Here is a 22,480-nt window from a genome sequence, read left to right as displayed (position 1 = left end):
GTTCCTCGCGGGGGCTGCGCCGCCGTTGCCGTGTGCGGGTGCGTCATGGCCGGTCGCGCAGTTCCCCGCGCCCCGCGAGCGCGGGCAGGCGACCCCACCCCCCACCCCTTACCCCCCCCAGCCGCAGCACCGGGCGGCCAGTCAGCTCCGTTGCTGCTCGCGCTCGTCAGCCAACCGAGCCACCTCCGCTCGCAGCAGCCGTACCTCCTCGGCCAAACCGGCGATGGCCTCCGTCTGGCGCCGCTCCTCCACGTCGTCCTTCTCGAACCGCGCGATGAACCACGCCGCGATGTTCGCGGTCACGACACCCAGCAGCGCGATCCCGGACAGCATCAGTCCGACGGCGATCATCCGCCCCAGCCCGGTCGTCGGCGCGTGATCCCCGTACCCCACGGTCGTCATCGTCGTGAACGACCACCACACCGCGTCACCCAGCGTCCGGATGTTCCCGTTCGGCGAGTCCCGCTCGACGGACAGCACCGCCAGCGACCCGAACATCAGCAGCCCGACCACCGCCCCGGCGACGTACGTCGTGAGCCGGATCTGTGAGGCCATCCGTGCCCGCCGCCCCACCAGCAGCAGCGTCGACACCATTCGCAGCAACCGCAGTGGCTGCAGCAGCGGCAGCACCACGGCGCACAGGTCTATCCAGTGCGTGCGGACGAACTCCCGGCGCCGCGGGGTGATCACCAGCCGTATCAGGTAGTCCACCGCGAACGCGGCCCACACCACCCACTCCGTGGCGGTGCAGACCACCGTCAGGGACCGGCTCGCGGGGTTGGCGACGATCGGTACGGCATAGGCGACGGCGAACGCCACCGCCAGCCCGAGCAGCGGACGCTGGGTGAGCCGCTCCCAACGCGTCTGCGCCGACTGATCGTTCATGACCGTCATGGTAAAGAAAAAGCAACGAGGGCGGCGCCACCGGCACCGCCCTCTGTCAGAAACGCGGAACGTTACGCGTCGCCGCCCGCAACTCCCGGATCCGCCGCCGACACATCCAGCAGCCGGTACCGGTCGATGGCCTGCTTCAGCGCGGAGCGGTCGATCTTGCCCTCGCGGGCCAGCTCGGTCAGCACCGCGACGACGATCGACTGCGCGTCGATGCGGAAGAACCGGCGGGCCGCGCCCCGGGTGTCGGCGAAGCCGAAGCCGTCCGCGCCGAGCGACTGGTACGTGCCCGGCACCCACCGCGCGATCTGGTCCGGAACCGAGCGCATCCAGTCGGACACGGCCACGAACGGCCCCTCGGCGCCGCTGAGCTTCCGCGTCACGTACGGCACCCGCTGCTCCTCCTCCGGATGCAGCAGGTTGTGCTCCTCGCACTCCACCGCCTCGCGGCGCAGCTCGTTCCAGGAGGTGGCCGACCAGACGTCGGCGCGTACGTTCCAGTCCTCGGCGAGGATCTTCTGCGCCTCCAGCGCCCACGGGACCGCCACGCCGGACGCCATGACCTGTGCCGGGATCGAGCCCGAAGTACCCTCGCCGATCTTGTGGACGCCCTTGAGGATGCCCTCGACGTCCACGTTCGCCGGCTCGGCCGGGTGCTGGATGGGCTCGTTGTAGACGGTCAGGTAGTAGAAGACGTCCTCGCCGTGGGGGTGCTCCGCGTCGGCGCCGTACATCCGGCGCAGGCCGTCCTGGACGATGTGCGCGATCTCGTAGGCGTACGCCGGGTCGTAGGCCACGCACGCCGGGTTGGTGGAGGCGAGCAGCTGTGAGTGGCCGTCCGCATGCTGGAGGCCCTCACCGGTCAGCGTCGTACGGCCGGCGGTCGCACCCAGGACGAATCCGCGCGCCAGCTGGTCGGCCATCTGCCAGAACTGGTCACCCGTGCGCTGGAAACCGAACATCGAGTAGAAGACGTACACCGGGATCAGCGGCTCGCCGTGCGTGGCGTACGCCGAGCCCGCCGCGATCAGGGAAGCCGTACAGCCCGCCTCGGAGATGCCGTCGTGCAGCATCTGCCCGGTCGGCGACTCCTTGTAGGCGAGCAGCAGGTCCCGGTCGACCGCCTCGTACTGCTGGCCGAGCGGGTTGTAGATCTTCGCACTCGGGAAGAACGAGTCCATGCCGAACGTGCGGTACTCGTCCGGCGCGATCAGCACGAACCGCTTGCCGATCTCCTTGTCCCGCATGAGGTCCTTCAGGAGCCGGACGAACGCCATGGTCGTGGCGATGGACTGCTGGCCCGTGCCCTTCTTCACCGTCGCGTACGCCTTGTCGTCAGGCAGCGCGAGGGGCTCCGAGCGCACGACGCGCGTCGGGACGTACCCGCCGCACGCCTTGCGCATGTCGTGCATGTACTCGATCTCTTCGGTGTTCCGGCCCGGGTGGTAGTACGGCGGCAGGCCGGACTCCAGCTCCTTGTCGGAGATCGGCAGGTGCAGCCGGTCCCGGAAGCGCTTGAGGTCGTCGACCGTCAGCTTCTTCATCTGGTGCGTGGCGTTGCGGCCCTCGAAGTTCGGGCCCAGCGTCCAGCCCTTGACCGTCTTGGCCAGGATCACCGTCGGCTGGCCCTTGTGCTCCAGGGCCGCCTTGTACGCCGCGTAGATCTTCCGGTGGTCGTGACCGCCGCGGCCCAGCATCAGGATCTGGTGGTCGGTCATGTTCTCGACCATCGCGCGCAGCCGGACGTCGTCACCGAAGAAGTGCTCGCGGATATACGCGCCGGACTCGGTGGCGTAGGTCTGGAACTGGCCGTCCGGGGTCGTGTTCATCTTGTTGACCAGGACGCCGTCCCGGTCCTGCGCGAGCAGCGGGTCCCAGGAGCGGTCCCAGATCAGCTTGATCACGTTCCAGCCGGCGCCCCGGAAGATCGACTCCAGCTCCTGGATGATCTTGCCGTTGCCGCGCACCGGGCCGTCCAGCCGCTGCAGGTTGCAGTTGACGACGAAGGTCAGGTTGTCCAGGCCCTCCCGGGCGGCGATGGAGAGCTGCCCGAGCGACTCCGGCTCGTCCATCTCGCCGTCGCCGAGGAACGCCCACACGTGCGACCTGGAGGTGTCGGCGATGCCGCGCGCCTCCATATAGCGGTTCATCCGCGCCTGGTAGATCGCGCCGAGCGGGCCGAGGCCCATGGAGACCGTCGGGAACTCCCAGAAGTCCGGCATCGAGCGCGGGTGCGGGTAGCTGGACAGGCCGTTCGGGTACTTCGACTTCTCCTGGCGGAAGCCGTCGAGCTGGCCCTCGGTGAGCCGGTCGAGCAGGTACGCGCGCGCGTAGATGCCGGGGGAGGCGTGGCCCTGGAAGAAGACCTGGTCCCCGCCGTCGCCCTCGTCCTTGCCGCGGAAGAAGTGGTTGAAGCCGACGTCGTACAGCGAGGCCGAGGAGGCGAAGGTGGCGATGTGGCCGCCGACGCCGATGCCGGGGCGCTGGGCGCGCGAGACCATCACGGCCGCGTTCCAGCGGGTCGCGTTGAGGATCCTGCGCTCGATCTCCTCGTTGCCCGGGAAGAAGGGCTCCGCCTTGGTGGGGATCGTGTTGACGTAATCCGTGCTGCGCATCTCGGGCACGGCCACGCGCCGCTCGCGGGCCCGCTCGATCAGCCGGAGCATGAGATAGCGGGCCCTCTCCCGGCCGCGCTCGTCCACCGCGGCGTCGAGCGAGTCGAGCCACTCCTGGGTTTCTTCGGGATCGAAGTCAGGAACCTGACTCGGAAGGCCGCCAATGATGATCGGATTGCGATCGGATCCGGAAGCCACGCTGTTCCTTACCTGTCAGAGGGCCAGTTTTTTGCACCTGCCTACACCGTTCCCCATCGTGTACCTCGGGACGGCGTACGTCATCTCCTCGGCGGCCGTCGGTCTCTTCCTCGGTCAAAACGCAACGATACGCCCGGGGTATGACACCCTTGGCAAAGCTGTTCGAGGGTCGTAATGCAGAATGATTCTGAATGGCGCAAACCGGGCACATCGGTGTGATGTGGGTCACCGGAGTTCGGGATACGGTGCCAGGGGTTGCGGCGACACGGCCGGGATCGTCACCGTTTCGGCGGTCCGGACGGCCGGGTACTTGCGCGATCCGTCCCGCCCGTGTGGACTACGGCCAATGCTTCGCGCACGCGCGTGGCTGAGATATTCACCAAGACATGATCAGGAGGCAACCCGTGAGCGCGACCGCGGACCACGCGGAGGAGCGGACGAACCCTGCCGCCAGGCTGGGGTTCCAGCCCGGGCAGGTGGTCCAGGAGATCGGCTACGACGACGACGTCGACCAGGAGCTCCGCGAGGCCATTGAGGAAGCCGTCGAAGGCGACCTGATGGACGAGGAATACGACGACGTGGCCGACGCCGTTGTGCTGTGGTTCCGTGACGACGACGGTGACCTGACGGATGCGCTGGTGGATGCCACCACGTACATCGAAGAGGGCGGCGCGATCCTGCTCCTCACGCCGAAGACCGGCCGTTCGGGGTACGTGGAACCGAGCGACATCCAGGACGCCGCCACGACGGCCGGCCTCACGGCGTCGAAGAGCGTCAGTGTCGGCAAGGACTGGAGCGGCAGCCGGCTGGCGACGCCGAAGGCGGCCAAGTCCAAGAAGTGACCTGAAGGCCGTCGACCGGACGGGCTGGTTTTCGCCCCAGCCCGTCCGGAAGGCCCCGGTGATCGCTGCGTAGGGTGGAACCGAGCGCTTGCTGTGCGCTCACCCGAACAGCCCACCGAAGGGATGCACGACGATGGCGATCCAGGTCGGCGACAAGGCGCCCGACTTCGAGCTCAAGGACAACCACGGCCGCACCGTGAAGCTCTCGGACTTCCGCGGCGAGAAGAACGTGGTCCTGCTCTTCTACCCCTTCGCCTTCACCGGTGTGTGCACCGGTGAGCTGTGCGAGCTGCGCGACAACCTGCCGAAGTTCTCGGACCGCGAGACGCAGGTGCTCGCCGTCTCCAACGACTCCATCCACACCCTGCGCGTCTTCGCCGAGCAGGAGGGCCTGGAGTACCCGCTGCTCAGCGACTTCTGGCCGCACGGCAACGTCTCGCGCGCGTACGGCGTCTTCGACGAGGACAAGGGATGCGCCGTCCGGGGCACCTTCATCATCGACAAGGAGGGCGTCGTGCGGTGGACCGTGGTCAACGGCCTGCCGGACGCGCGTGACCTGAACGCCTATGTGAAGGCGCTCGACACCCTGTAGGCCGACCGTGGCCGACACCGGTGATTCTCCGGGTCCAGGGTCTGCGGGGTGCGGGAACCCGTCACTAGGATCGGCACGTTGATCCCATATCCGAAGCACGACGGGGCTCCCCGCCCCTGGACACCACATGGAGGACCCGTGGGAGTCAGCCTCAGCAAGGGCGGCAACGTATCGCTGACGAAGGAGGCCCCGGGCCTGACCGCCGTCATCGTCGGGCTGGGCTGGGACGTGCGCACCACGACCGGCACCGACTTCGACCTCGACGCGAGCGCGCTGCTGCTGAACAACTCCGGCAAGGTCGCGAGCGACCAGCACTTCGTCTTCTTCAACAACCTCAAGAGCCCCGACGGCTCGGTCGAGCACACCGGTGACAACATCACCGGTGAGGGCGAGGGCGACGACGAACAGATCAAGATCAATCTGGCCGGCGTCCCGGCCGACATCGAGAAGATCGTCTTCCCGGTGTCGATCTACGACGCAGAGAACCGCCAGCAGTCCTTCGGCCAGGTCCGCAACGCCTTCATCCGCGTCGTGAACCAGGCGGGCGAGCAGGAGATCGCCCGCTACGACCTGAGCGAGGACGCCTCCACCGAGACCGCCATGGTCTTCGGCGAGCTGTACCGGCACGGTGCGGAGTGGAAGTTCCGCGCCATCGGCCAGGGCTACGCCTCCGGTCTGCGCGGCATCGCCCAGGACTTCGGCGTCAACGTCTGACGCACAACGGCCTGACACCGGCGCCGCACCGTTTACGTGCGGCGCCGGACGCGCAGGAAACAGGGAAGCACCGCTAGGGGAGGACCAGCATCATGGGCGTCACGCTCGCCAAGGGAGGCAATGTCTCCCTCTCCAAGGCCGCACCGAACCTCACCAACGTCATGATCGGGCTCGGCTGGGACGCGCGTTCCACCACCGGTGCCCCCTTCGACCTGGACGCCAGCGCGCTGCTGTGCGGTGCGGGCAACCGCGTGCTGGGCGACGAGTGGTTCGTGTTCTACAACCAGCTCAAGAGCCCGGACGGCTCGGTCGAGCACACCGGTGACAACCTCACCGGTGAGGGCGAGGGTGACGACGAGTCGGTCCTGGTGGACCTCACCAAGGTTCCCGCGCACTGCGAGAAGATCGTCTTCCCGGTCTCCATCCATATGGCGGACGAGCGCGGCCAGACCTTCGGCCAGGTCTCCAACGCCTTCATCCGGGTCGTGAACCAGGCCGACGGCCAGGAACTGGCGCGCTACGACCTGAGCGAGGACGCCTCCACCGAGACCGCCATGATCTTCGGCGAGCTGTACCGCTACCACGGGGAGTGGAAGTTCCGTGCCGTGGGACAGGGCTATGCCTCGGGCCTGCGCGGCATCGCCCTTGACTTCGGGGTGAACGTTTCGTAGCGCCGCTTGCCCCGCACGGTACCGCCGGTAGTGTGCACCTCTACACTCGGGAGTCAACGTTTAGCAAAGCCGAGTACGGCGCGGGGGAGCCCCGTACTGACACGATTGGGTAGCCAGTGCTTCTGAAAACCTTCGGCTGGTCGTTCGCGGTCACCGCGCTCGGCCTGGTCGCCGCGGTCTTCTACGGGGGGTGGGAGGCCTTCGGCGTCGTCGCGATCCTCGCCGTCCTCGAGATCTCACTGTCGTTCGACAACGCGGTGGTCAACGCCGGCATCCTGAAGAAGATGAGCGCCTTCTGGCAGAAGATCTTCCTCACGGTCGGCGTGCTCATCGCGGTCTTCGGCATGCGGCTGGTCTTCCCGGTCGTCATCGTCGCCATCACCGCCAAGCTCAACCCGTACGACGCGGTCCACCTGGCCCTCACCGACAAGGACCGCTACCAGCAGCTGGTCACCGACGCCCACCCGGCGATCGCCGCCTTCGGCGGCATGTTCCTGCTGATGATCTTCCTCGACTTCATCTTCGAGGACCGGGACATCCAGTGGCTGCGCTGGATCGAGCGGCCCCTGGCCAAGCTCGGCAAGGTCGACATGCTGGCGGTCTGCATCGCCCTGATCGTCCTGCTGGTCACCTCCTTCACCTTCGCCACCCACGCCCACCAGCACGGCGGCGCCCACGCCGACAAGGCCCAGACGGTCCTGATCGCCGGTATCGCCGGCCTGATCACCTACATGATCGTCGGAGGCCTGTCCGGCTACTTCGAGGACCGGCTGGAGGAAGAGGAGGAGCGCGAGCACGAGGAGGAGGAAGAGGCCGCCCGCACCGGCAAGCAGAAGTCGGCGGTGCTGCTGGCCGGCCAGGCCGCGTTCTTCATGTTCCTCTACCTGGAGGTCCTGGACGCGTCCTTCTCCTTCGACGGTGTCATCGGCGCCTTCGCCATCACCAACGACATCGTCACGATGGCCCTCGGCCTCGGCATCGGCGCGATGTACGTCCGCTCCCTCACGGTCTATCTGGTCCGCCAGGGCACCCTCGACGACTACGTCTACCTGGAGCACGGCGCCCACTACGCCATCGGCGCCCTGGCCGTGATCCTCATGGTCACCATCCAGTACGAGATCAACGAGGTCATCACCGGCCTCGTCGGCGTCGTCCTGATCGCCTGGTCCTTCTGGTCCTCCGTCCGCCGCAACCGCGCGCTGGCAGCCGCCGGGGAGGGCACCGGCGAGAAGGCCGAGGTCTCCTCCGGGGTGTGACACCCTGGCCGGTGAGGAACGCTCTGAGCGGGGCGGCCGACACGGTCGGCCGCCCCGACGGCGTTCAACGGCGTTCACAAGAATGACCTGGGGGCGGGAATGGGTTTCTTCGACGGGCTGCGGGGCGCCAGCGCTGCCGACTTCGACTCGGGCAGTGCCTCGTCCAACGCCATCGAACTCACCAGGCGGCACCAGGCGGTGTCCCTCACCAAGCAGGGCGCGGCCACCGGCCATCTGCGCGTCAATCTCACCTGGCGGATGCGCACCTCCGACTTCGACGGAGTCCAGCGCGCCAGCCTCTTCCGGCACCCTTTCAAGGCGCTCAGGCCCCCGGAGGTCCTCGGCCACGGCCAGAGCATGGTCAACGTCGACCTCGACCTGGGCTGCCTCTACGAACTGACCGACGGCACGAAGGGCGTCGTCCAGCCGCTGGGCGGCTACCTCGGCGACGTCAACGCACCGCCGTACATCAAGCTCAGCGGAGACGACCGGTTCGGCTCGGCGTCCGGCGAGACGATGTACGTCAACCTCGACCACCGTGACGCCATCAAACGCCTGCTGGTCTTCGTCTACATCTACGACCAGACCCCGGCCTTCGACCGTACCCACGCCATCGTCACGCTGTACCCCAGCAACGGCCCTCGCATCGAGATAGGCCTCGACGAACGCCATCCCCAGGCCCGCTCCTGCGCGGTCGTCATGATCGAGAACGTGAAGGGCGAACTGGTCGTCCGCCGCGAGGTGAAGTTCGTGTACGGCTTCCAGGGGGAACTGGACCGGCTCTACGGGTGGGGGTTGCAGTGGGGCAGGGGCTACAAGACCAAGGTCGACCGCTGAGGCACCCCGAGCCGGCAGGCGCACTCACCGCCCGATGAACTGCGGCCCCTGCGGAGGCAACCGGAAGTCCGGATCCACCGGCCCCACCGGCACGGGAACCGGCTGAGGCTGCGGGTACCCGTACGCAGGCGGAGCCGACGTCGGCTGCGGATACCCGTACGCAGGCGGCTGCTGCGGAACCGCCGGAGGCACCGGCTCCCCCTCGTCCACCGAGATACCGAAGTCCGTGGCCAGCCCCTTCAGCCCGTTCGAGTAGCCCTCTCCCAGCGCGCGGAACTTCCAGCCCTCCCCGCGCCGATACAGCTCCCCGCAGATCAACGCCGTCTCCGCACCCGTCTCCGGCTTGATCTCGAACCGGGCCAGGGGCTCGGCGTCGGCGACCGCGGCGTCGTACAGCAGGATGCACAGCGCCGGCACCCGGTCGAAGGTGACCCCGTCCGCCGACGCGACCAGCAGGATCCGGCCGACGTCCGGCTCGACGCCGGGCAGATCCGCCTGGACCGTGTCGGTCAGTCCCTCGGTGATGCGCTTCTTCCCCAGCCGCCACACCTTCCCGGAGGGGTGCCGGGGCTGGTTGTAGAAGACGAAGTCCTCGTCGGAACGCACCCGGCCGTCGGGGCCCAGCAGCAGCGCCGAGACGTCCACGTCCGGGACCCCCTGCCCGGGTGCCCAGCGCAGCACGGCGCGGACCGTGCCGGCTTCCAGCGGGACGTTCGACCCCTTCAGCATCGCGTGCGTCATGCGGTCATCCTGCCTTCTCGGTCCTGGCCACGACAATGCGGGGGGTGATCTCACAGAGCGTTGCCGACATGGGCGAGTTACCGGAAATTCATGCCCGCAGGGAACTCCTGACATGGATCCCTACGTACTATTACCGGCCACCCTTTACCGAACACTGAGACTCGGGCTCGCGCCCTGGGGGAGTCCTATGCGTCATTTCGGGCACATCGCCCCCGAGGTGCGGCAGCGCCTCTTCCACCGGGAGCCGTGCGCGTTCAGCGCCGACTCGCCGGCCCGGCTGCTCGCCGCCGCCCTCGGCGCCACCCTGTACAGCCCGGCCACCCGGCCGCGGCTCGCCGACGACATCGTCAAACAGGCCGGGAACGGCGTGGTCTCGATGGTGCTGTGCCTGGAGGACTCGATCGACGACGCGGACGTCGTGGCCGGCGAGGAGAACCTCGTCCGGCAGTTCGCTGACCTGGCCGCCCGGCCCGCGGCCGAGCCGCCGCTGCTCTTCATCCGGGTGCGCAGCCCCGAGCAGATCCCCGGTCTGGCCCGGCGCCTCGGCCCGTCCGTGCGGCTGCTGTCCGGATTCGTGCTGCCCAAGTTCACCGAGGAGCGCGGCATCCCCTTCCTGGAGGCCCTGGCGGCCGCCGAGGCCGAGACCGGGCGCCGGCTGTTCGCCATGCCCGTCCTGGAGTCCCCCGAGCTGCTCTACCGCGAGTCCCGCGTGGACACCCTGGAGGGCATCTTCCGCGCGGTCGACAAGTTCCGCGACCGGGTGCTGGCGCTGCGCCTCGGCGTGACCGACTTCTGCTCCTCCTACGGCCTGCGCCGCGCCCCGGACATGACCGCCTACGACGTCCAGATCGTCGCCTCGGTGATCGCCGACGTCGTGAACATGCTGGGCCGCGCCGACGGCACCGGATTCACCGTGACCGGGCCCGTGTGGGAGTACTTCCGTGTCTCCGAGCGCATGTTCAAGCCGCAGCTCAGGCAGAGCCCCTTCCTGGAGGTGCAGGCCGTCGAGCTGCGCGAGAAGCTGATCGAGCACGCCATGGACGGACTGCTGCGGGAGATCTCCCTCGACCACGCCAACGGCCTGCTCGGCAAGACCTGCATCCACCCCTCCCACGTGCTGCCCGTCCACGCCCTGTCCGTGGTCAGCCACGAGGAGTACAGCGACGCCCAGGACATCCTGCGGCCGGAACGCGGCGGCGGGGGTGTACTTCGCTCGGCCTACACGAACAAGATGAACGAGGTGAAGCCGCACCGCGCGTGGGCCGAGCGGACCCTGCTGCGCGCCGAGGCCTTCGGCGTGGCCCACGAGGACGTCGGCTTCGTGGAGTTGCTCGCCGCGGGGATACCCGGCTGAGCCGGGTTGATCTTGTCCATATCGTCCAAGGAATGCATGAACAACGCAGTGAACGACGGCATATGGTCCGGCAGCTGGGTCGCGGAGCGGCTCGGGGTCGAACTCACGGGAGACGACGGCCTGCGGGCCCTGCTGGGGCTCGCGCTGCGCCGCAATCCCAAGCGGGCTCATCTCCTGGTCTCCCACGTGCTCGGCAAGCACGTACCGCAGTCGCCGGCGGTGGTGTACGGGTACGGCTACGGCCTGGGCCGACGGGTCGCTGCGCTGCTCTCCGAGGGCGAGGCGGGGAAGGCAGTGGTCCTGGGCTACGCGGAGACCGCGACCGGGCTGGGCCACGCCGTCGCCGACGGCCTGGGTACGGCGCCGTATCTGCACTCCACGCGTCGGCCGGTGGCCGGGGTCGCCCGGGCGGGCGGTTTCGAGGAGTCCCACTCGCATGCCACGTCTCATCTTCTGCTGCCGGAAGACGCCGGTCTGCTGGCCGGTGACGGTCCGCTGGTGCTCGTCGACGATGAGTTCTCCACCGGCAACACTGTGCTCAACACCATCCGTGACCTGCATGAACGGTATCCGCGGCAGCGGTATCTGGTGGTGGCGCTGGTCGATATGCGCTCGCCCGAGGACACGGCCCGGATGGAACGCTTCGCCGACGAGATCGGGGCGCGGGTGGACCTGATCGCCGCCGCGTCCGGGGTCGTACGGCTGCCGTCGGACGTGCTGGAGAAGGGGCAGCAACTGGTGGCACACCATGAGTCCGCCGGGTGCGGGCCCGTCATGGCCGGCCGGACACAGCCCCGCGCCCCTTACCGCCTCGACCTGCACTGGCCTGCCGGCCTGCCCGACGGCGGGCGGCACGGGTTCACACCCGCCCACCGGACCCGCCTGGAGGCCGCGCTGCCCGCCATGGCCGGCCGAATACGCGGTGCCCTGCCCCCCGACGCCCGCCGGATCCTGGTCCTCGGCTTCGAGGAGCTGATGTACGCCCCCCTGCGTCTCGCCTGCGAGCTGGAGCGGGGCACAGCGGCCGAGGTGCGGTTCTCCACCACCACCCGCTCGCCCGTCCTCGCCCTGGACGACCCCGGGTACGCGATCCGTACCCGGCTGGTCTTCCCCGCCCACGACGACCCGGCCGACGGGCCCGGCGAGCGCTACGCCTACAACGTCGCCGGGGGCGGCTTCGACGCCGTCGTCGCCGTGGTCGACTCCGTCGCCGACACCCCCGCCCTGCACGCGCCCGACGGCCTGCTCGCGCGGCTCGCGGCGCACGTCCCGCACGTCCTGCTCGCGGTCGTCCCCGCGTATGCCCCGCACGCTCCCGAAAGGCCGGTCATGCTGCCCGAGCCCCTCCGTGGCCCCGCATTCTCGTCGTACGCGCCCGAGGAGGTCGGCTGGCTGCTGCAGGACCTCTCCGACGTCACGCTGGAGGCGCCGACCGAGGAGCGCGAGGAGGCCATCCAGAGCGGCGGCGCGCACTACGCCGAGTCACTGCCCGTGGAGTACCAGCCCAGCGAGCAGTACCAGGAGCTGTTCCACACGGCCCTCGACGCCTCTGCCGCACGGCTCGCCCAGGCGGTCGGCGTGGTGACCGAGGCCGTCATCGCCGAGCGGTCGCCCCGCCCGGTGCTGGTGTCCCTGGCCCGCGCGGGCACCCCGGTCGGCATCCTCATGCGCCGCTGGGCCTCCTTCCGGCACGGCCTCGACCTCCCGCACTACGCCGTGTCGATCGTGCGCGGCCGGGGCATCGACGCCAACGCGCTGCGCTGGCTGGCCGACCGTCACGACCCCCGTGACGTCGTGTTCGTCGACGGCTGGACCGGCAAGGGCGCCATCACCCGCGAACTCGCCCAGGCGGTCGAGGAGTTCGAGGAGAAGGAGGGCGTCACCGGCTTCGACCCGGAGATCGCCGTACTCGCCGACCCCGGGTCCTGTGTGCGCACCTACGGCACGCGCGAGGACTTCCTCATCCCCTCCGCCTGCCTCAACTCCACCGTCTCCGGCCTGATCTCGCGTACGGTCCTGCGCGCCGACCTGGTGGGGCCCGACGACTTCCACGGCGCGAAGTTCTACCGCGAACTCGCCGGCGCCGACGTCTCCGTCGCCTTCCTCGACGCCGTCTCCGCCCGTTTCCCCGAGGTCGCCGACCCCGTCGACGCCGCGGTCAAGGAGCTGATGGCCGAGGACCGCACCCCGACCTGGGCCGGCTGGCGGGCCGTCGAGCGGATCAGCGAGGAGTACGGCATCCACGACGTGAACCTCGTCAAGCCCGGCGTCGGCGAGACCACCCGGGTGCTGCTGCGCCGGGTGCCGTGGAAGATCCTCGCCCGTGCGGGGGCCGGAGCCGACCTCGGCCATGTCCGCCTCCTCGCCGAGCAGAGAGGCGTGCCCGTCGAGGAGGTCGGCGACCTGCCGTACACCTGCGTCGGTCTGATCCACCCCAAGTACACGCGCGGTGCCACGGGCGCCGACGGCAAGGCGGTGAACGCCTGATGCCGGTGCTGGTGGCGAGCGACCTCGACCGTACGCTGATCTACTCCTCGGCGGCCCTCGCGCTGACCATGCCGGACGCGCGGGCGCCCCGGCTGCTGTGTGTGGAGGTCCACGAGAGCAAGCCGCTGTCGTACATGACCGAGACGGCGGCCCAGCTGCTGACGGACCTCGGCGACACGGCCGTCTTCGTGCCGACCACGACCCGGACCCGCAAGCAGTACCAGCGGATCAACCTGCCCGGCCCGTCCCCCACGTACGCGATCTGTGCCAACGGCGGCCATCTGCTGGTCGACGGGGTGACGGACGCCGACTGGCACGCGGGCGTGCAGGCCCGTCTCGCCGACGAGTGCGCACCGCTGGACGAGGTGCGCGAGCACCTGCTGAGGGCGGCCGACCCCGTCTGGGTGCGCAAGCACCGGGTCGCCGAGGACCTCTTCGCCTATCTCGTCGTCGAGCGCGAGCTGCTGCCCGAGGACTGGGTGAAGGAGCTGGCGGTGTGGGCCGAGAACCGCGGCTGGACCGTCTCCCTCCAGGGCCGCAAGATCTACGCCGTCCCCCAGCCGCTCACCAAGAGCGCGGCGGTACGCGAGGTCGCCCGCCGCACCGGCGCGGACCTCACCCTGGCCGCCGGGGACTCCCTCCTCGACGCCGACCTGCTCCTGGCGGCCGACCGGGGCTGGCGCCCCGGCCACGGCGAACTGGCCGACACGGGCTGGACGGCACCTCAGATCGCGGCACTGCCGGAGCGGGGGGTGCTGGCGGGGGAGCGGATCGTACGGGAGTTCCTGAGAGCGGCACGACAGCCGGCCTAGGGGACCGGGGGGACTATCCGCAACAGCCCCCACCACAGCAGCCGCCGCCCCCGCCCCCCGCGGGGGCCTGCGTGGTCGTACCGCCCACCGCCACGGTGGACAACAGTTTCACCGTGTCGTCATGCCCGGCAGGGCACGGCGCAGGGGCGGAGGACTCCGCCATCGGACGGCTCAGTTCGAACGTGTCGCCGCAGGTCCGGCAGCGGTACTCATAGCGAGGCATGGGCCCAGGGTAGCCGTCGGGAGTCCGGGCATCGTTTCTCAATGTTGCATGAGTGTTGCAGGAAACCCCGCCCGTTGAACGGGGGATTCGAAAACTTCGTTGATAACTTGTGAACGCCGTTGCGAGGGTGCTCAGCTCACCGCGCGAGCAAGAACGAGTGCGGAGGGGAGACGCAGGTGACCGATGCGTCGCAGGGGGACGGCGTTCCCGAGGCGGGAGCCCGTGAGGACAGGCCGCTCGACGCGGACGTGACCATGCATCTGAGGGTGGAGGCTCTCAGAGCGGACGAGACCGTGCAGTTGCGTGTGCCCGCGCCGCCGGAGCCGCCCGCTGCCGTCGGCCGGGCCGAACGCCGGCGCAGTGCGCGTCCCTCCGCGCGGGAGCGCGCCGTGGCCGTGACCCGGCGTCTGCTCGGGCCGCTCACCCCGTACGCCCGCAGGCTGGCCCCGTACGCCCGCCGGCTGGCGCCCTACGCGCGCCGTCTCAAGCCCGTCTATCCCCGCCCCGGCCGCACCGGCTGGCGCCGCTGGATACCGTCCTGGCGCCAGTGGCTCGGCGCCACGGTGTCCTCGTTCGGCCTGCTGAGCCTCTTCCTCGTCACCGCGTACGCCATGACAGACATACCGACCGACCTGAACACCTACGCCACGCAGCAGGACAACGTCTACTTCTGGTCGGACGGCACCCCGATGGCCCGCACGGGCTGGGTGCAGCGGCAGGCGATGCCGCTGAAGGACATACCCCAGGACGTCCGCTGGGCGGTGCTGGCGGCGGAGAACGAGAGCTTCTACACGGACCCGGGCATATCCGTCAAAGGCATCTCTCGGGCGCTGTACCGCACGGTGGGCAAGGGGGACACCGAGGGCGGGTCCACCATCACCCAGCAGTACGTCAAGAACGTCTACCTCTCCCAGAACCAGACCCTCAGCCGCAAGTTCACCGAGGCGATGATCGCCCTCAAGCTCGACAACAAGATGAGCAAGGACCAGATCCTGGAGGGCTATCTCAACACCAGCTGGTTCGGCCGTGGCAGCTACGGCATCCAGCGCGCCGCCCAGGCCTACTACGGCAAGGACGTCAGCAAGCTCAACGCCTCCGAGGCGGCCATGCTCGCCGGACTCCTCAAGGGCGCCGGCCTGTACGACCCCACGCTCGGCAAGGCCAACCACCACCGGGCCGTGGAACGCTGGAAGTGGATCCTGGACCGCATGGTCAAGATCCACCGGCTGTCGCCGCAGGAACGCGCCACGTACAAGACCTTCCCCGAGCCCCTGAAGAGCAACCCGCTGTACAACACCGGTGCGCAGAGCGACTACCTGGTGGAGCTGGCGTCGCAGTACGCCAAGAAGGCCGGGCATCTGACCGACCAGCAGTTCGACCTGGGCGGCTACCAGATCTACACGACCTTCGACCGCAAGCGGGAGCAGGCGCTCACCGACGCCGTCACCAAGGCCCGCAGGCAGGCGCAGAAGGGCCACCCGGACACGGTGAGGACCGCGCACTACGGCGCCGCGTCGGTCGCCACCGACGGCCGGATCCTCGCGGTCTACGGCGGCCCCGACCACCGTACGCAGGGCTACAACGAGTCCAACGCGGCCACCGTCCCGGCCGGCACCGCGTTCCTGCCGTTCGTCTACGCCGCCGGGCTCGAACACGGCGTCCACAGGACACGCGGCGGACCCGCCACCCCCGTCACCCCGGAGACCGTCTACAACGGCGACGACAACATCCCCGTCACCACCCCCGAGGGCCCCTACTGGGACCGCAGCGGCAAGAAGGTCGCCGCGCGCAACGACGGTGGGAAGTCCTACGGGCAGATCACCCTGCGCCAGGCGCTCGCCCGGTCGGTCAACACGCCCTTCATGCAGCTCGGCATGGACACCGGCCTGGACAACGTGCGCCAGACCGCCGAGGCGTCCGGACTGCTGTCCGACAGCATGGGCCCCCAGGTGCCCGCCCTGTCGCTCGGCAACTCCACGCCCAGCGCCATCCGCATGGCGAGCGGATACGCCACGTTCGCGGCCGGCGGCACGCACACGGAGCCGTACTCCGTGCGCCGGATCACCCGGAACGGTGCCCCGGTCGCCCTCAACACCCCGCGTCCCCGGCGTGCGGTCGGCGCCCAGGTGGCCCAGGAGGTCGACGAGGCGCTCGCCGACTCCTTCCGCACCGCACACCCGGCCACGGCCGCCACCAGACCGGAGGCGGCCGGGAAGGCCGGTACCGACGACAAGGACACCGCCGCCTGGTACGCCGGCACGGCCGACTCCGTGTCGACAGCGGTCGTCGTCTACCGCATGGACCTGGCGAAGTCCCTGCAGCCGCTGCCCCTCGAGGGGCTGGCGGGCACACCGGCGGACGACGTCCCGTACGCCCTCTGGTCGGCCGCCACGGGTCTCGGCTGACTCCGGACCCCACAGACCTCCCACTCGCCCCTTTCGGAGATTGAGCCGCGCATGTCTCGCAAGAAGTCGCCGACGGGCCGGCGTCGCGCCCCCGGCCGCCGCCTGGCCCCCGTGGCCACCCGCCCGCAGGTCCTGACGCTCGCCCTCCTCCTCGTCGTGGCCTCCCTGGTGGCCGGCTTCCTGGCGCTGACCCGGCCGGAGCACACCGAGCCGACCGCCTCGGCCGGCAAGAAGGCCAAGACGGCCGCCCCGAAGCCCAGCCCGACCCCCACCTGGGACGGCAGGACCCACATCCTCGGTGACGGTTCGACCTCCTACACCGGCCCGCAGCAGGGGCAGTTGAAGCCGGTACCGCTCAAGCCCGGTGAGAAGCCGCCCCAGTTCGTCGTCTTCTCCTGGGACGGCGCCCTGGAGGGCGACGACCGTCTCTTCTCGCACTACCGGGAGATGGCCGAGCAGTACGACGCCCACATGACCTTCTTCCTCACCGGCATCTACCTGCTGCCCAAGAGCAAGAAGTCGCTCTACCACGGCCCGATGCACTCACCCGGCGACGCCGCCATCGACTACGCCACCGACGAGCACATCCGCACCACGCTGGAGCAGCTCCGCCTGGCCTACCAGCAGGGCGACGAGATCGGCACCCACTTCAACGGCCACTTCTGCGGCAAGAAGGGCGGCGGCGACTGGTCCGTCGCCCAGTGGAAGAGCGAGATCGACCAGTTCTACCAATTCGTGGAGAACTGGAAGACCAACACCGGCTACAAGGACGTTCCCGCGCTGCCCTTCGACTTCAAGAAGGAGGTCACCGGCGGTCGCGCACCCTGTCTGGAGGGCCAGCCGAACCTGCTGAAGGCCATCAAGAGCTACGGCTGGCGCTACGACGCCAGTTCCCCGGGCGACTTCCAGATATGGCCCACGAAGAAGAACGGCACCTGGGACTTCCCGCTGCAGATGCTCCCGTACGAGAACGGCAAGTTCCAGGGCCTTTCGATGGACTTCAACTTCCTCTACAACCAGTCCCAGGGCGAGACGAACGGCGATCCGTCGAAGTACGCCCAGTGGCAGCAGATGACCGTCGACTCCTACCTGGCCGGCTTCAACCGCGTCTACTACGGCAGCCGGGCCCCGCTGTTCATCGGCAACCACTTCGAGGACTGGAACGGCGGCATCTACATGAAAGCCATCGACCAGATCATCCCGAAGATCTGCACCAAAAAGGGCGTCAAGTGCGTGTCCTTCAAGGAACTGGCCGACTGGCTCGACGTACAGAAGCCGCAGACCCTGGCCGCGCTGCGCAGCCTCGACCCCGCCCAGTCACCGGACTGGTCGCAGGTCGTCAAGTGACCCGCGCACGGCGCGGATTCCACTTGTGCAACTCCCTTCACATCGACCACGCCAGGCATGCAAAGATGCTCCATCCCGGTAGGCGTACCGGCGAAAAGGGGAAACACCATTGAAATCAAGAAGACTGAGCCGTAAGCGGCGCCGCGCGACCATAGTCACGGCTGCGGCTGCCTCCGTGGTCGCGGGCGTGGCCCTGGTGCCGAACTGGAGCGCGGGGGCGGCGGTCACCAACGACCCGACGGTGGACGCGGCCACCAAGGCGACCTTCCAGCGACTCGCCGACGCGGTCTTCACCGACCGCACCCAGGCACTGGTGGACGGGGCCGGCAGCGCCCGGACACGGCACGCATCCGGCTTCTCCGGGTCCGTCCGCCTGTCCGGCGGGCAGTCCCGCGAGCAGAGCTCCGCCCTGGGCGAGCTGCGCGCCCGCAGGACCCGCCTCGCGAAGCTGGGCGAGAAGTACGGCGCGGGCAGCACGAAGGTCACGCTCGACGCGACCGAGGTCCACGGCCGGCGCGCCAAGGTCGCCGTCACCGAGACCACGACCCTGACCTACCAGAAGCCCGCGGCCAAGGGCCCGAAGACCACCGGGTTCCAGGCCCACCACGAGCTGACCTTCAAGGCCGACCGCGACGGGGACTGGCAGCTGACCGGCATCCGCGACACGGACGACGGCTATCTCGCCGTGAACCAGGTCGCCGCGCCGTCCGTCGCCAAGGCGAAGACCACCGCCGCCGACGACGGCCCGCCCGACGCGCCCCGCGCGGCCACCAGCTGGCCCGCTCCGGCCAGCCCGAAGAACCTCACCGGCGGCGCCTACGACTACAGGGCCATGGTCGCGTACGCGACGAAGTACTGGTCCCAGTACAACCCGGACTACCCGGACTACAACGGGGAGACCGACGGCGGTGACTGCACCAACTTCGTCAGCCAGTCCCTGAAGGCGGGCGGCTGGAAGCACGTCCCCGGCTACACGAACGACTTCCACAAGTGGTTCGGCAACGCCGACATCCAGTCGGACTCGTTCGTCGGCGTCAACGAGTTCTCCTGGTTCGCCCTGTCCTCCAAGCGTGTCACCCCGCTCGCCAACGTCTACCAGGCGAACCTCGGTGACGTGATCCAGATGGACTTCAACCGGGACGGATCCAAGGACCACTCGATGATCGTCACCTACCGCGACCGCTATGGCGTGCCGTACGTGACGTACCACTCCACGAACACCTACAACAGGTCGGTGGCCAGCCTGGTCGCGTCGTACCCGAACGCGTACTTCTACGCCTACCGCACCTGATCCGGTCCGGTCGGCGCCGGCGCGGGACGGCTCAGTCCGTCCCGCGCTCGTCCTCCGCCCCGGGCAGCGGCATGGTCACCGGCGGGATTCCGGTCTCGTGCTCCCGCCCCGGGGGCTCGGTGGCCGGATCGGGATGCCGTGCCCGCCAGTACGGGTTGTCGTGCGGCAGGGTCGAGCCGACCCGGCCGTACATGCCGAAGGTCATCAGCAGCAGGCCCACGATGAAGCTGAAGAACACGTTCTGGATCCTGAACGCCAGGAAGTTGTAGTTGCTGTCCAGCAGGCCGAGGGTCAGGAAGCCCGCCAGCAGGAACAGCACCCCGAACACCAGGTTCAGCGTGGACGCCACGTTCCCGCCGATCACCATGCCCGCGAGCAGGATCGCCCCGACGACGATCGACAGCACGCTCAGCGTGCCGTTGGTGTTCAGCCCGGCGACGGAGTTGCCGCCGGTGTCGAAGAAGCCGATGTGGTTGACCAGACCCAGGATGCCGAACGCGACGAGGAACGCGCCGATCAGACCCGCGCCGATCCGGTAGACCGCGTTCAGCTTGTGGTCGACGGGCAGGTGCTCGTCGAACCGGATCCGCCGTCGCGGCCTCGTGTGCACTGCGTGTGTGGCCATGTCCGCCTCCCTCGGGCGCTAGCGGAGGCCATCCGTCCATTCAATATCCGCCCGCCCCACAGCACCCCGCAACCGACGGGGTCCGCGCGCCTTACGGCGAGCCCCCGCTCAATGCCCTCCGCGCTCTTCCCGGATCCGCGCCACCACCCGAGCGGCGGTCTGCCGGACGGCCTCCGTCTCGGTCAGGAAGTGCCAGTAGTCGGGATGCCGTCCCTGCAGCGAGCCGACAGCCCGCTCCAGCCGCCCCACCGCCTCGTCCAGCGGCCCCGCATGCCGGGGATCCGGCGTCGCACGGCCCGTCATGGCCAGCCGCTGGGCGTCCCGGATCGCGAACCGGGTCCGCTCGATCTCCGCGTGCGGATCCTTCTGCACCTCGTTCAGCCGCCGCAGCCGCTCACCCGCGGCCGACACGGCCTCGTCGGTGGTGTTCAGCAGGGCCCGTACCGTCGACAGCAGCGAGGTGGCGTCCGGCCAGTGCTGGGCGTCCCGCGCCTCCTGCGCCTCGCGGAGCTTCAGCTCGGCCTGCCGTACGTTCTGCGCGGCCTGCTCGGGCACCTGCTGCAGGTCCTGCCAGCAGGCGGCCGCGAACCGGCGCCGCAGCTCGCTCAGCACCGGGTCCACCTGCCCGGCCCGGGTGGTCAGTGCCTGGGCCCGGGTGCGCAGGCTGACCAGCCGGTGATCGATCTCGGCCGCCCTCTCCGGCAGCCGCTCGGCCTCGGCCCGGATCGCCCCGGCCTCCCGCTGCACCCGCTCGGCCCGCTCCAGGGTCTGCTGCACCCCGTGCTGACCGGCGCCCTGGTTCAGCCTGGTCAGCTCGGGGGAGAGGGCGGCGAGCCGCCCGGCGAGGTCATCGGCCCGCAGCCCCTGCTCGCGTACGGCGTCCAGGGCGTTGCTCGCGCCCAGCAGCGCCTGCCGGGCCCGCTCCACGGCGGGCGCCACCCGGGCCAGCTGGGTCTCGGCCGTGCCGAGCAGCGGCCCGAGCGATGCGCCGAAACGGTCCAGCTCCTGCTTGACCCGGACCAGCTCGTCCTTGGCGGAGGCCAGCTCCGCACGCGCCCGGGAGGCCGCCGAGGCCTCCAGGTCGTCCCGGTCGAGATCGTGGGCGTCGACGGCCTGGATGTACTGCTGGCTGACCTCGTCGATCCGTTGCCCGAGCGCCGCGAAGTCGGTGGCGGCACGCCGGGCGGCGGGGGAGTCGTCCACGGCCGTGATCGTCTCGATGGAGATCCTCAGGTCCCGCTGGGCGGTGTCCAGTTCATAGAAGGCGGAAGCCGCGGCGTCCTTCGCGGCCTGCGCCTCGGCCCGCTGGTTCTCCGCCCGGCCGCCGAACCAGCGCCGGGTGCCGCCGCCGGCGAAGGCGGCGGGCAGGGCGAGCGCGGCCAGCACCGGCAGGCTCATCAGGGTGAGGGTGTCGCGCAGAGCCGTGGACCCGGACCGGGCCCGAACGGCCGACGGCGGGTACGACCGCGTCGCTGGCGTGCCCGGTGTCGCCGTCACATCCCTCTCCCGTGCCGTGGTTCGCCGTGGGTGCTGTCATTCTCGCACCCGCTGCAGACGAAGACACGGGCCGGTCAGTTCGGGTTCCGCACCGTGACCTTCCCGTTCGCGGAGTCGGCGGTCACGCGGTGCGGGCTCCGGTCGCGCTGCGACACCCCCACCGACACCGCTCCGTTGTCCGACTCGGCCGTCACGTGGTACTCGGAGCGGGGCAGCGTGACCGTCACCGCTCCGTTGTCGCTGTGGGCGTCCACCGTGTCGGGTACGGCACCGAGTTCGAGGTCCACCGCACCGTTGCTGTCCTCGGCCCGCACCCGGCGCGAGGTGACCTCCGCCCGGACCGCGCCGTTGTCGGACTGCAGGTCCAGCGGCCCCGACGAATCGGTGACGTGCACATCACCGTTGCTCGTGCGGATGCCGAGCGCGGCCGTGAATCCGCTCGCCCGCACGTCCCCGCTCCCGTCGACGACCCTGACGCCGATCCCGGACGGCACCTCGACGCGGTAGCGGGCCGAGCAGTCGGCGAACAGCCCGGAGCAGTGCTCGCGCAGCACCAGCCGGTCGCCGTCGAGCGACCAGCTGAGCGTCGGCCCGCTGCCGATGGCCACCGACCCGTCGAACCACCGGGTGACCCGGACCGCGTCGGCCTTGTCTCCCTGCTTGTCCCCCTGCTCGTTCGCCTGCTTGCTCGCCTGCTTGTCTCCCTGCTTGTTTCCCCGCGCGGCGACCAGCTCGATCGCCGCGTTGTCGGTGTCGACGGTGAGCGTGCGCCCGTGCAGGGCGAAGGACCGGTGGTCCGGGTGCTTGTCGTCGCCCGCTGAGGCACCACAGGCACTGAGCCCGGTGACGAGCACACCGGTGCCCAGGGCCAGGACGGCAGCACGGACGGAAACGGAACGGGCCATGACGAGTTCTCCCCCTAGACGGTCTGCGACGACCGTAAACGATCCAGGTGGAGACCGTGATCCGGCCAGCTCCCCGACGGGGGGTGGGGAAAACCCCCGTAGAACCCCGCCCTGACCCGGGCATACGGGTTTGCCGTGCACCGGTCCCGGCAAGGTAGGCTGTCGACTCGTCCTGGG

19 protein-coding genes are annotated in these 22,480 nt (G+C 69.6%); 12 read left to right on the top strand and 7 right to left on the bottom strand.

What is annotated here, in order from left to right:
• Positions 1–141: 141 nt before the first annotated feature.
• On the bottom strand, positions 142–885 hold the full coding sequence (locus ABZ624_RS20665; RefSeq protein ID WP_360090623.1) for a potassium channel family protein: 744 nt from the start codon (positions 883–885) through the stop codon (positions 142–144).
• 71 nt (positions 886–956) lie between these two features.
• Positions 957–3,704, bottom strand: coding sequence for a pyruvate dehydrogenase (acetyl-transferring), homodimeric type (aceE, locus tag ABZ624_RS20660; protein ID WP_360090620.1), 2,748 nt, complete (start codon positions 3,702–3,704; stop codon positions 957–959).
• Positions 3,705–4,108: 404 nt separating this feature from the next.
• On the opposite strand from aceE, the gene ABZ624_RS20655 reads away from it, so the two are divergent.
• The 6 genes from ABZ624_RS20655 (at position 4,109) to ABZ624_RS20630 (ending at position 8,616) form a co-directional block, all read left to right on the top strand.
• Complete coding sequence (locus tag ABZ624_RS20655) at positions 4,109–4,546, top strand: DUF3052 domain-containing protein (RefSeq protein ID WP_351245079.1); 438 nt, start codon at positions 4,109–4,111, stop codon at positions 4,544–4,546.
• 133 nt (positions 4,547–4,679) lie between these two features.
• Positions 4,680–5,138, top strand: a complete 459-nt coding sequence (locus ABZ624_RS20650; protein ID WP_360090617.1) for a peroxiredoxin — start codon at positions 4,680–4,682, stop codon at positions 5,136–5,138.
• A gap of 138 nt (positions 5,139–5,276) precedes the next feature.
• Entirely contained in the window at positions 5,277–5,852 is a 576-nt protein-coding gene (locus tag ABZ624_RS20645; protein ID WP_061920108.1) for a calcium homeostasis/redox stress adaptation protein, read from the top strand.
• A gap of 92 nt (positions 5,853–5,944) precedes the next feature.
• Positions 5,945–6,523: a TerD family protein gene (locus tag ABZ624_RS20640; protein ID WP_360090614.1), complete on the top strand. Its 579-nt coding sequence runs from the start codon at positions 5,945–5,947 to the stop codon at positions 6,521–6,523.
• Between the two features lie 116 nt (positions 6,524–6,639).
• A complete protein-coding gene (locus ABZ624_RS20635; protein WP_360090611.1) occupies positions 6,640–7,779 on the top strand; it encodes a DUF475 domain-containing protein in 1,140 nt (379 codons plus the stop codon).
• Positions 7,780–7,878: 99 nt separating this feature from the next.
• The gene (locus tag ABZ624_RS20630) at positions 7,879–8,616 is read left to right on the top strand and encodes a Tellurium resistance (protein WP_360090608.1); all 738 of its coding nucleotides are present in this window, start codon (positions 7,879–7,881) and stop codon (positions 8,614–8,616) included.
• A gap of 24 nt (positions 8,617–8,640) precedes the next feature.
• Here ABZ624_RS20630 and ABZ624_RS20625 read toward each other — a convergent pair whose 3' ends face one another.
• Positions 8,641–9,357, bottom strand: coding sequence for a TerD family protein (locus ABZ624_RS20625; RefSeq protein WP_360090605.1), 717 nt, complete (start codon positions 9,355–9,357; stop codon positions 8,641–8,643).
• Between the two features lie 187 nt (positions 9,358–9,544).
• Here ABZ624_RS20625 and ABZ624_RS20620 point away from each other — a divergent pair, with 187 nt between their 5' ends.
• Genes ABZ624_RS20620 through ABZ624_RS20610 form a run of 3 tightly spaced genes read left to right on the top strand, consistent with a single transcriptional unit; the run spans position 9,545 to position 14,010 of the window.
• The gene (locus tag ABZ624_RS20620; RefSeq protein WP_360090602.1) at positions 9,545–10,711 is read left to right on the top strand and encodes an HpcH/HpaI aldolase/citrate lyase family protein; all 1,167 of its coding nucleotides are present in this window, start codon (positions 9,545–9,547) and stop codon (positions 10,709–10,711) included.
• Between the two features lie 36 nt (positions 10,712–10,747).
• The gene (locus tag ABZ624_RS20615; RefSeq protein WP_360090599.1) at positions 10,748–13,198 is read left to right on the top strand and encodes a phosphoribosyltransferase; all 2,451 of its coding nucleotides are present in this window, start codon (positions 10,748–10,750) and stop codon (positions 13,196–13,198) included.
• Positions 13,198–14,010 carry an HAD family hydrolase gene (locus ABZ624_RS20610; RefSeq protein WP_360090596.1) on the top strand — a complete coding sequence of 271 codons (813 nt, stop codon included), beginning with the start codon at positions 13,198–13,200 and terminating at the stop codon, positions 14,008–14,010. The genes ABZ624_RS20615 and ABZ624_RS20610 overlap by 1 nt, the downstream gene beginning before the upstream one ends.
• Before the next feature lie 13 nt (positions 14,011–14,023).
• On the opposite strand, the gene ABZ624_RS20605 is transcribed toward ABZ624_RS20610, so the two are convergent.
• Positions 14,024–14,233 carry a zinc ribbon domain-containing protein gene (locus tag ABZ624_RS20605; RefSeq protein WP_360090593.1) on the bottom strand — a complete coding sequence of 70 codons (210 nt, stop codon included), beginning with the start codon at positions 14,231–14,233 and terminating at the stop codon, positions 14,024–14,026.
• Between the two features lie 254 nt (positions 14,234–14,487).
• On the opposite strand from ABZ624_RS20605, the gene ABZ624_RS20600 reads away from it, so the two are divergent.
• The 3 genes from ABZ624_RS20600 to ABZ624_RS20590 all read left to right on the top strand — a co-directional run bounded on the left by ABZ624_RS20600 (position 14,488) and on the right by ABZ624_RS20590 (position 19,276).
• Entirely contained in the window at positions 14,488–16,638 is a 2,151-nt protein-coding gene (locus ABZ624_RS20600; protein ID WP_360090737.1) for a transglycosylase domain-containing protein, read from the top strand.
• Between the two features lie 51 nt (positions 16,639–16,689).
• Positions 16,690–17,985 carry a hypothetical protein gene (locus ABZ624_RS20595; protein ID WP_360090590.1) on the top strand — a complete coding sequence of 432 codons (1,296 nt, stop codon included), beginning with the start codon at positions 16,690–16,692 and terminating at the stop codon, positions 17,983–17,985.
• 187 nt (positions 17,986–18,172) lie between these two features.
• Entirely contained in the window at positions 18,173–19,276 is a 1,104-nt protein-coding gene (locus ABZ624_RS20590) for an amidase domain-containing protein (RefSeq protein ID WP_360090587.1), read from the top strand.
• Positions 19,277–19,307: 31 nt separating this feature from the next.
• Here ABZ624_RS20590 and ABZ624_RS20585 read toward each other — a convergent pair whose 3' ends face one another.
• From ABZ624_RS20585 to ABZ624_RS20575, 3 genes are all read right to left on the bottom strand, one after another.
• The gene (locus tag ABZ624_RS20585; protein WP_360090584.1) at positions 19,308–19,901 is read right to left on the bottom strand and encodes a DUF4383 domain-containing protein; all 594 of its coding nucleotides are present in this window, start codon (positions 19,899–19,901) and stop codon (positions 19,308–19,310) included.
• Between the two features lie 108 nt (positions 19,902–20,009).
• Positions 20,010–21,299 carry a hypothetical protein gene (locus tag ABZ624_RS20580; RefSeq protein WP_360090581.1) on the bottom strand — a complete coding sequence of 430 codons (1,290 nt, stop codon included), beginning with the start codon at positions 21,297–21,299 and terminating at the stop codon, positions 20,010–20,012.
• Between the two features lie 173 nt (positions 21,300–21,472).
• On the bottom strand, positions 21,473–22,303 hold the full coding sequence (locus tag ABZ624_RS20575; RefSeq protein WP_360090578.1) for a DUF4097 family beta strand repeat-containing protein: 831 nt from the start codon (positions 22,301–22,303) through the stop codon (positions 21,473–21,475).
• Positions 22,304–22,480 lie beyond the last annotated feature (177 nt).

It is taken from the genome of Streptomyces sp. NPDC007205, from assembly GCF_040634095.1.
Classification (GTDB): domain Bacteria; phylum Actinomycetota; class Actinomycetes; order Streptomycetales; family Streptomycetaceae; genus Streptomyces.
Note: the sequence above shows the minus strand (reverse complement) of the source record. Positions and strands in the feature narration are given on the sequence as shown.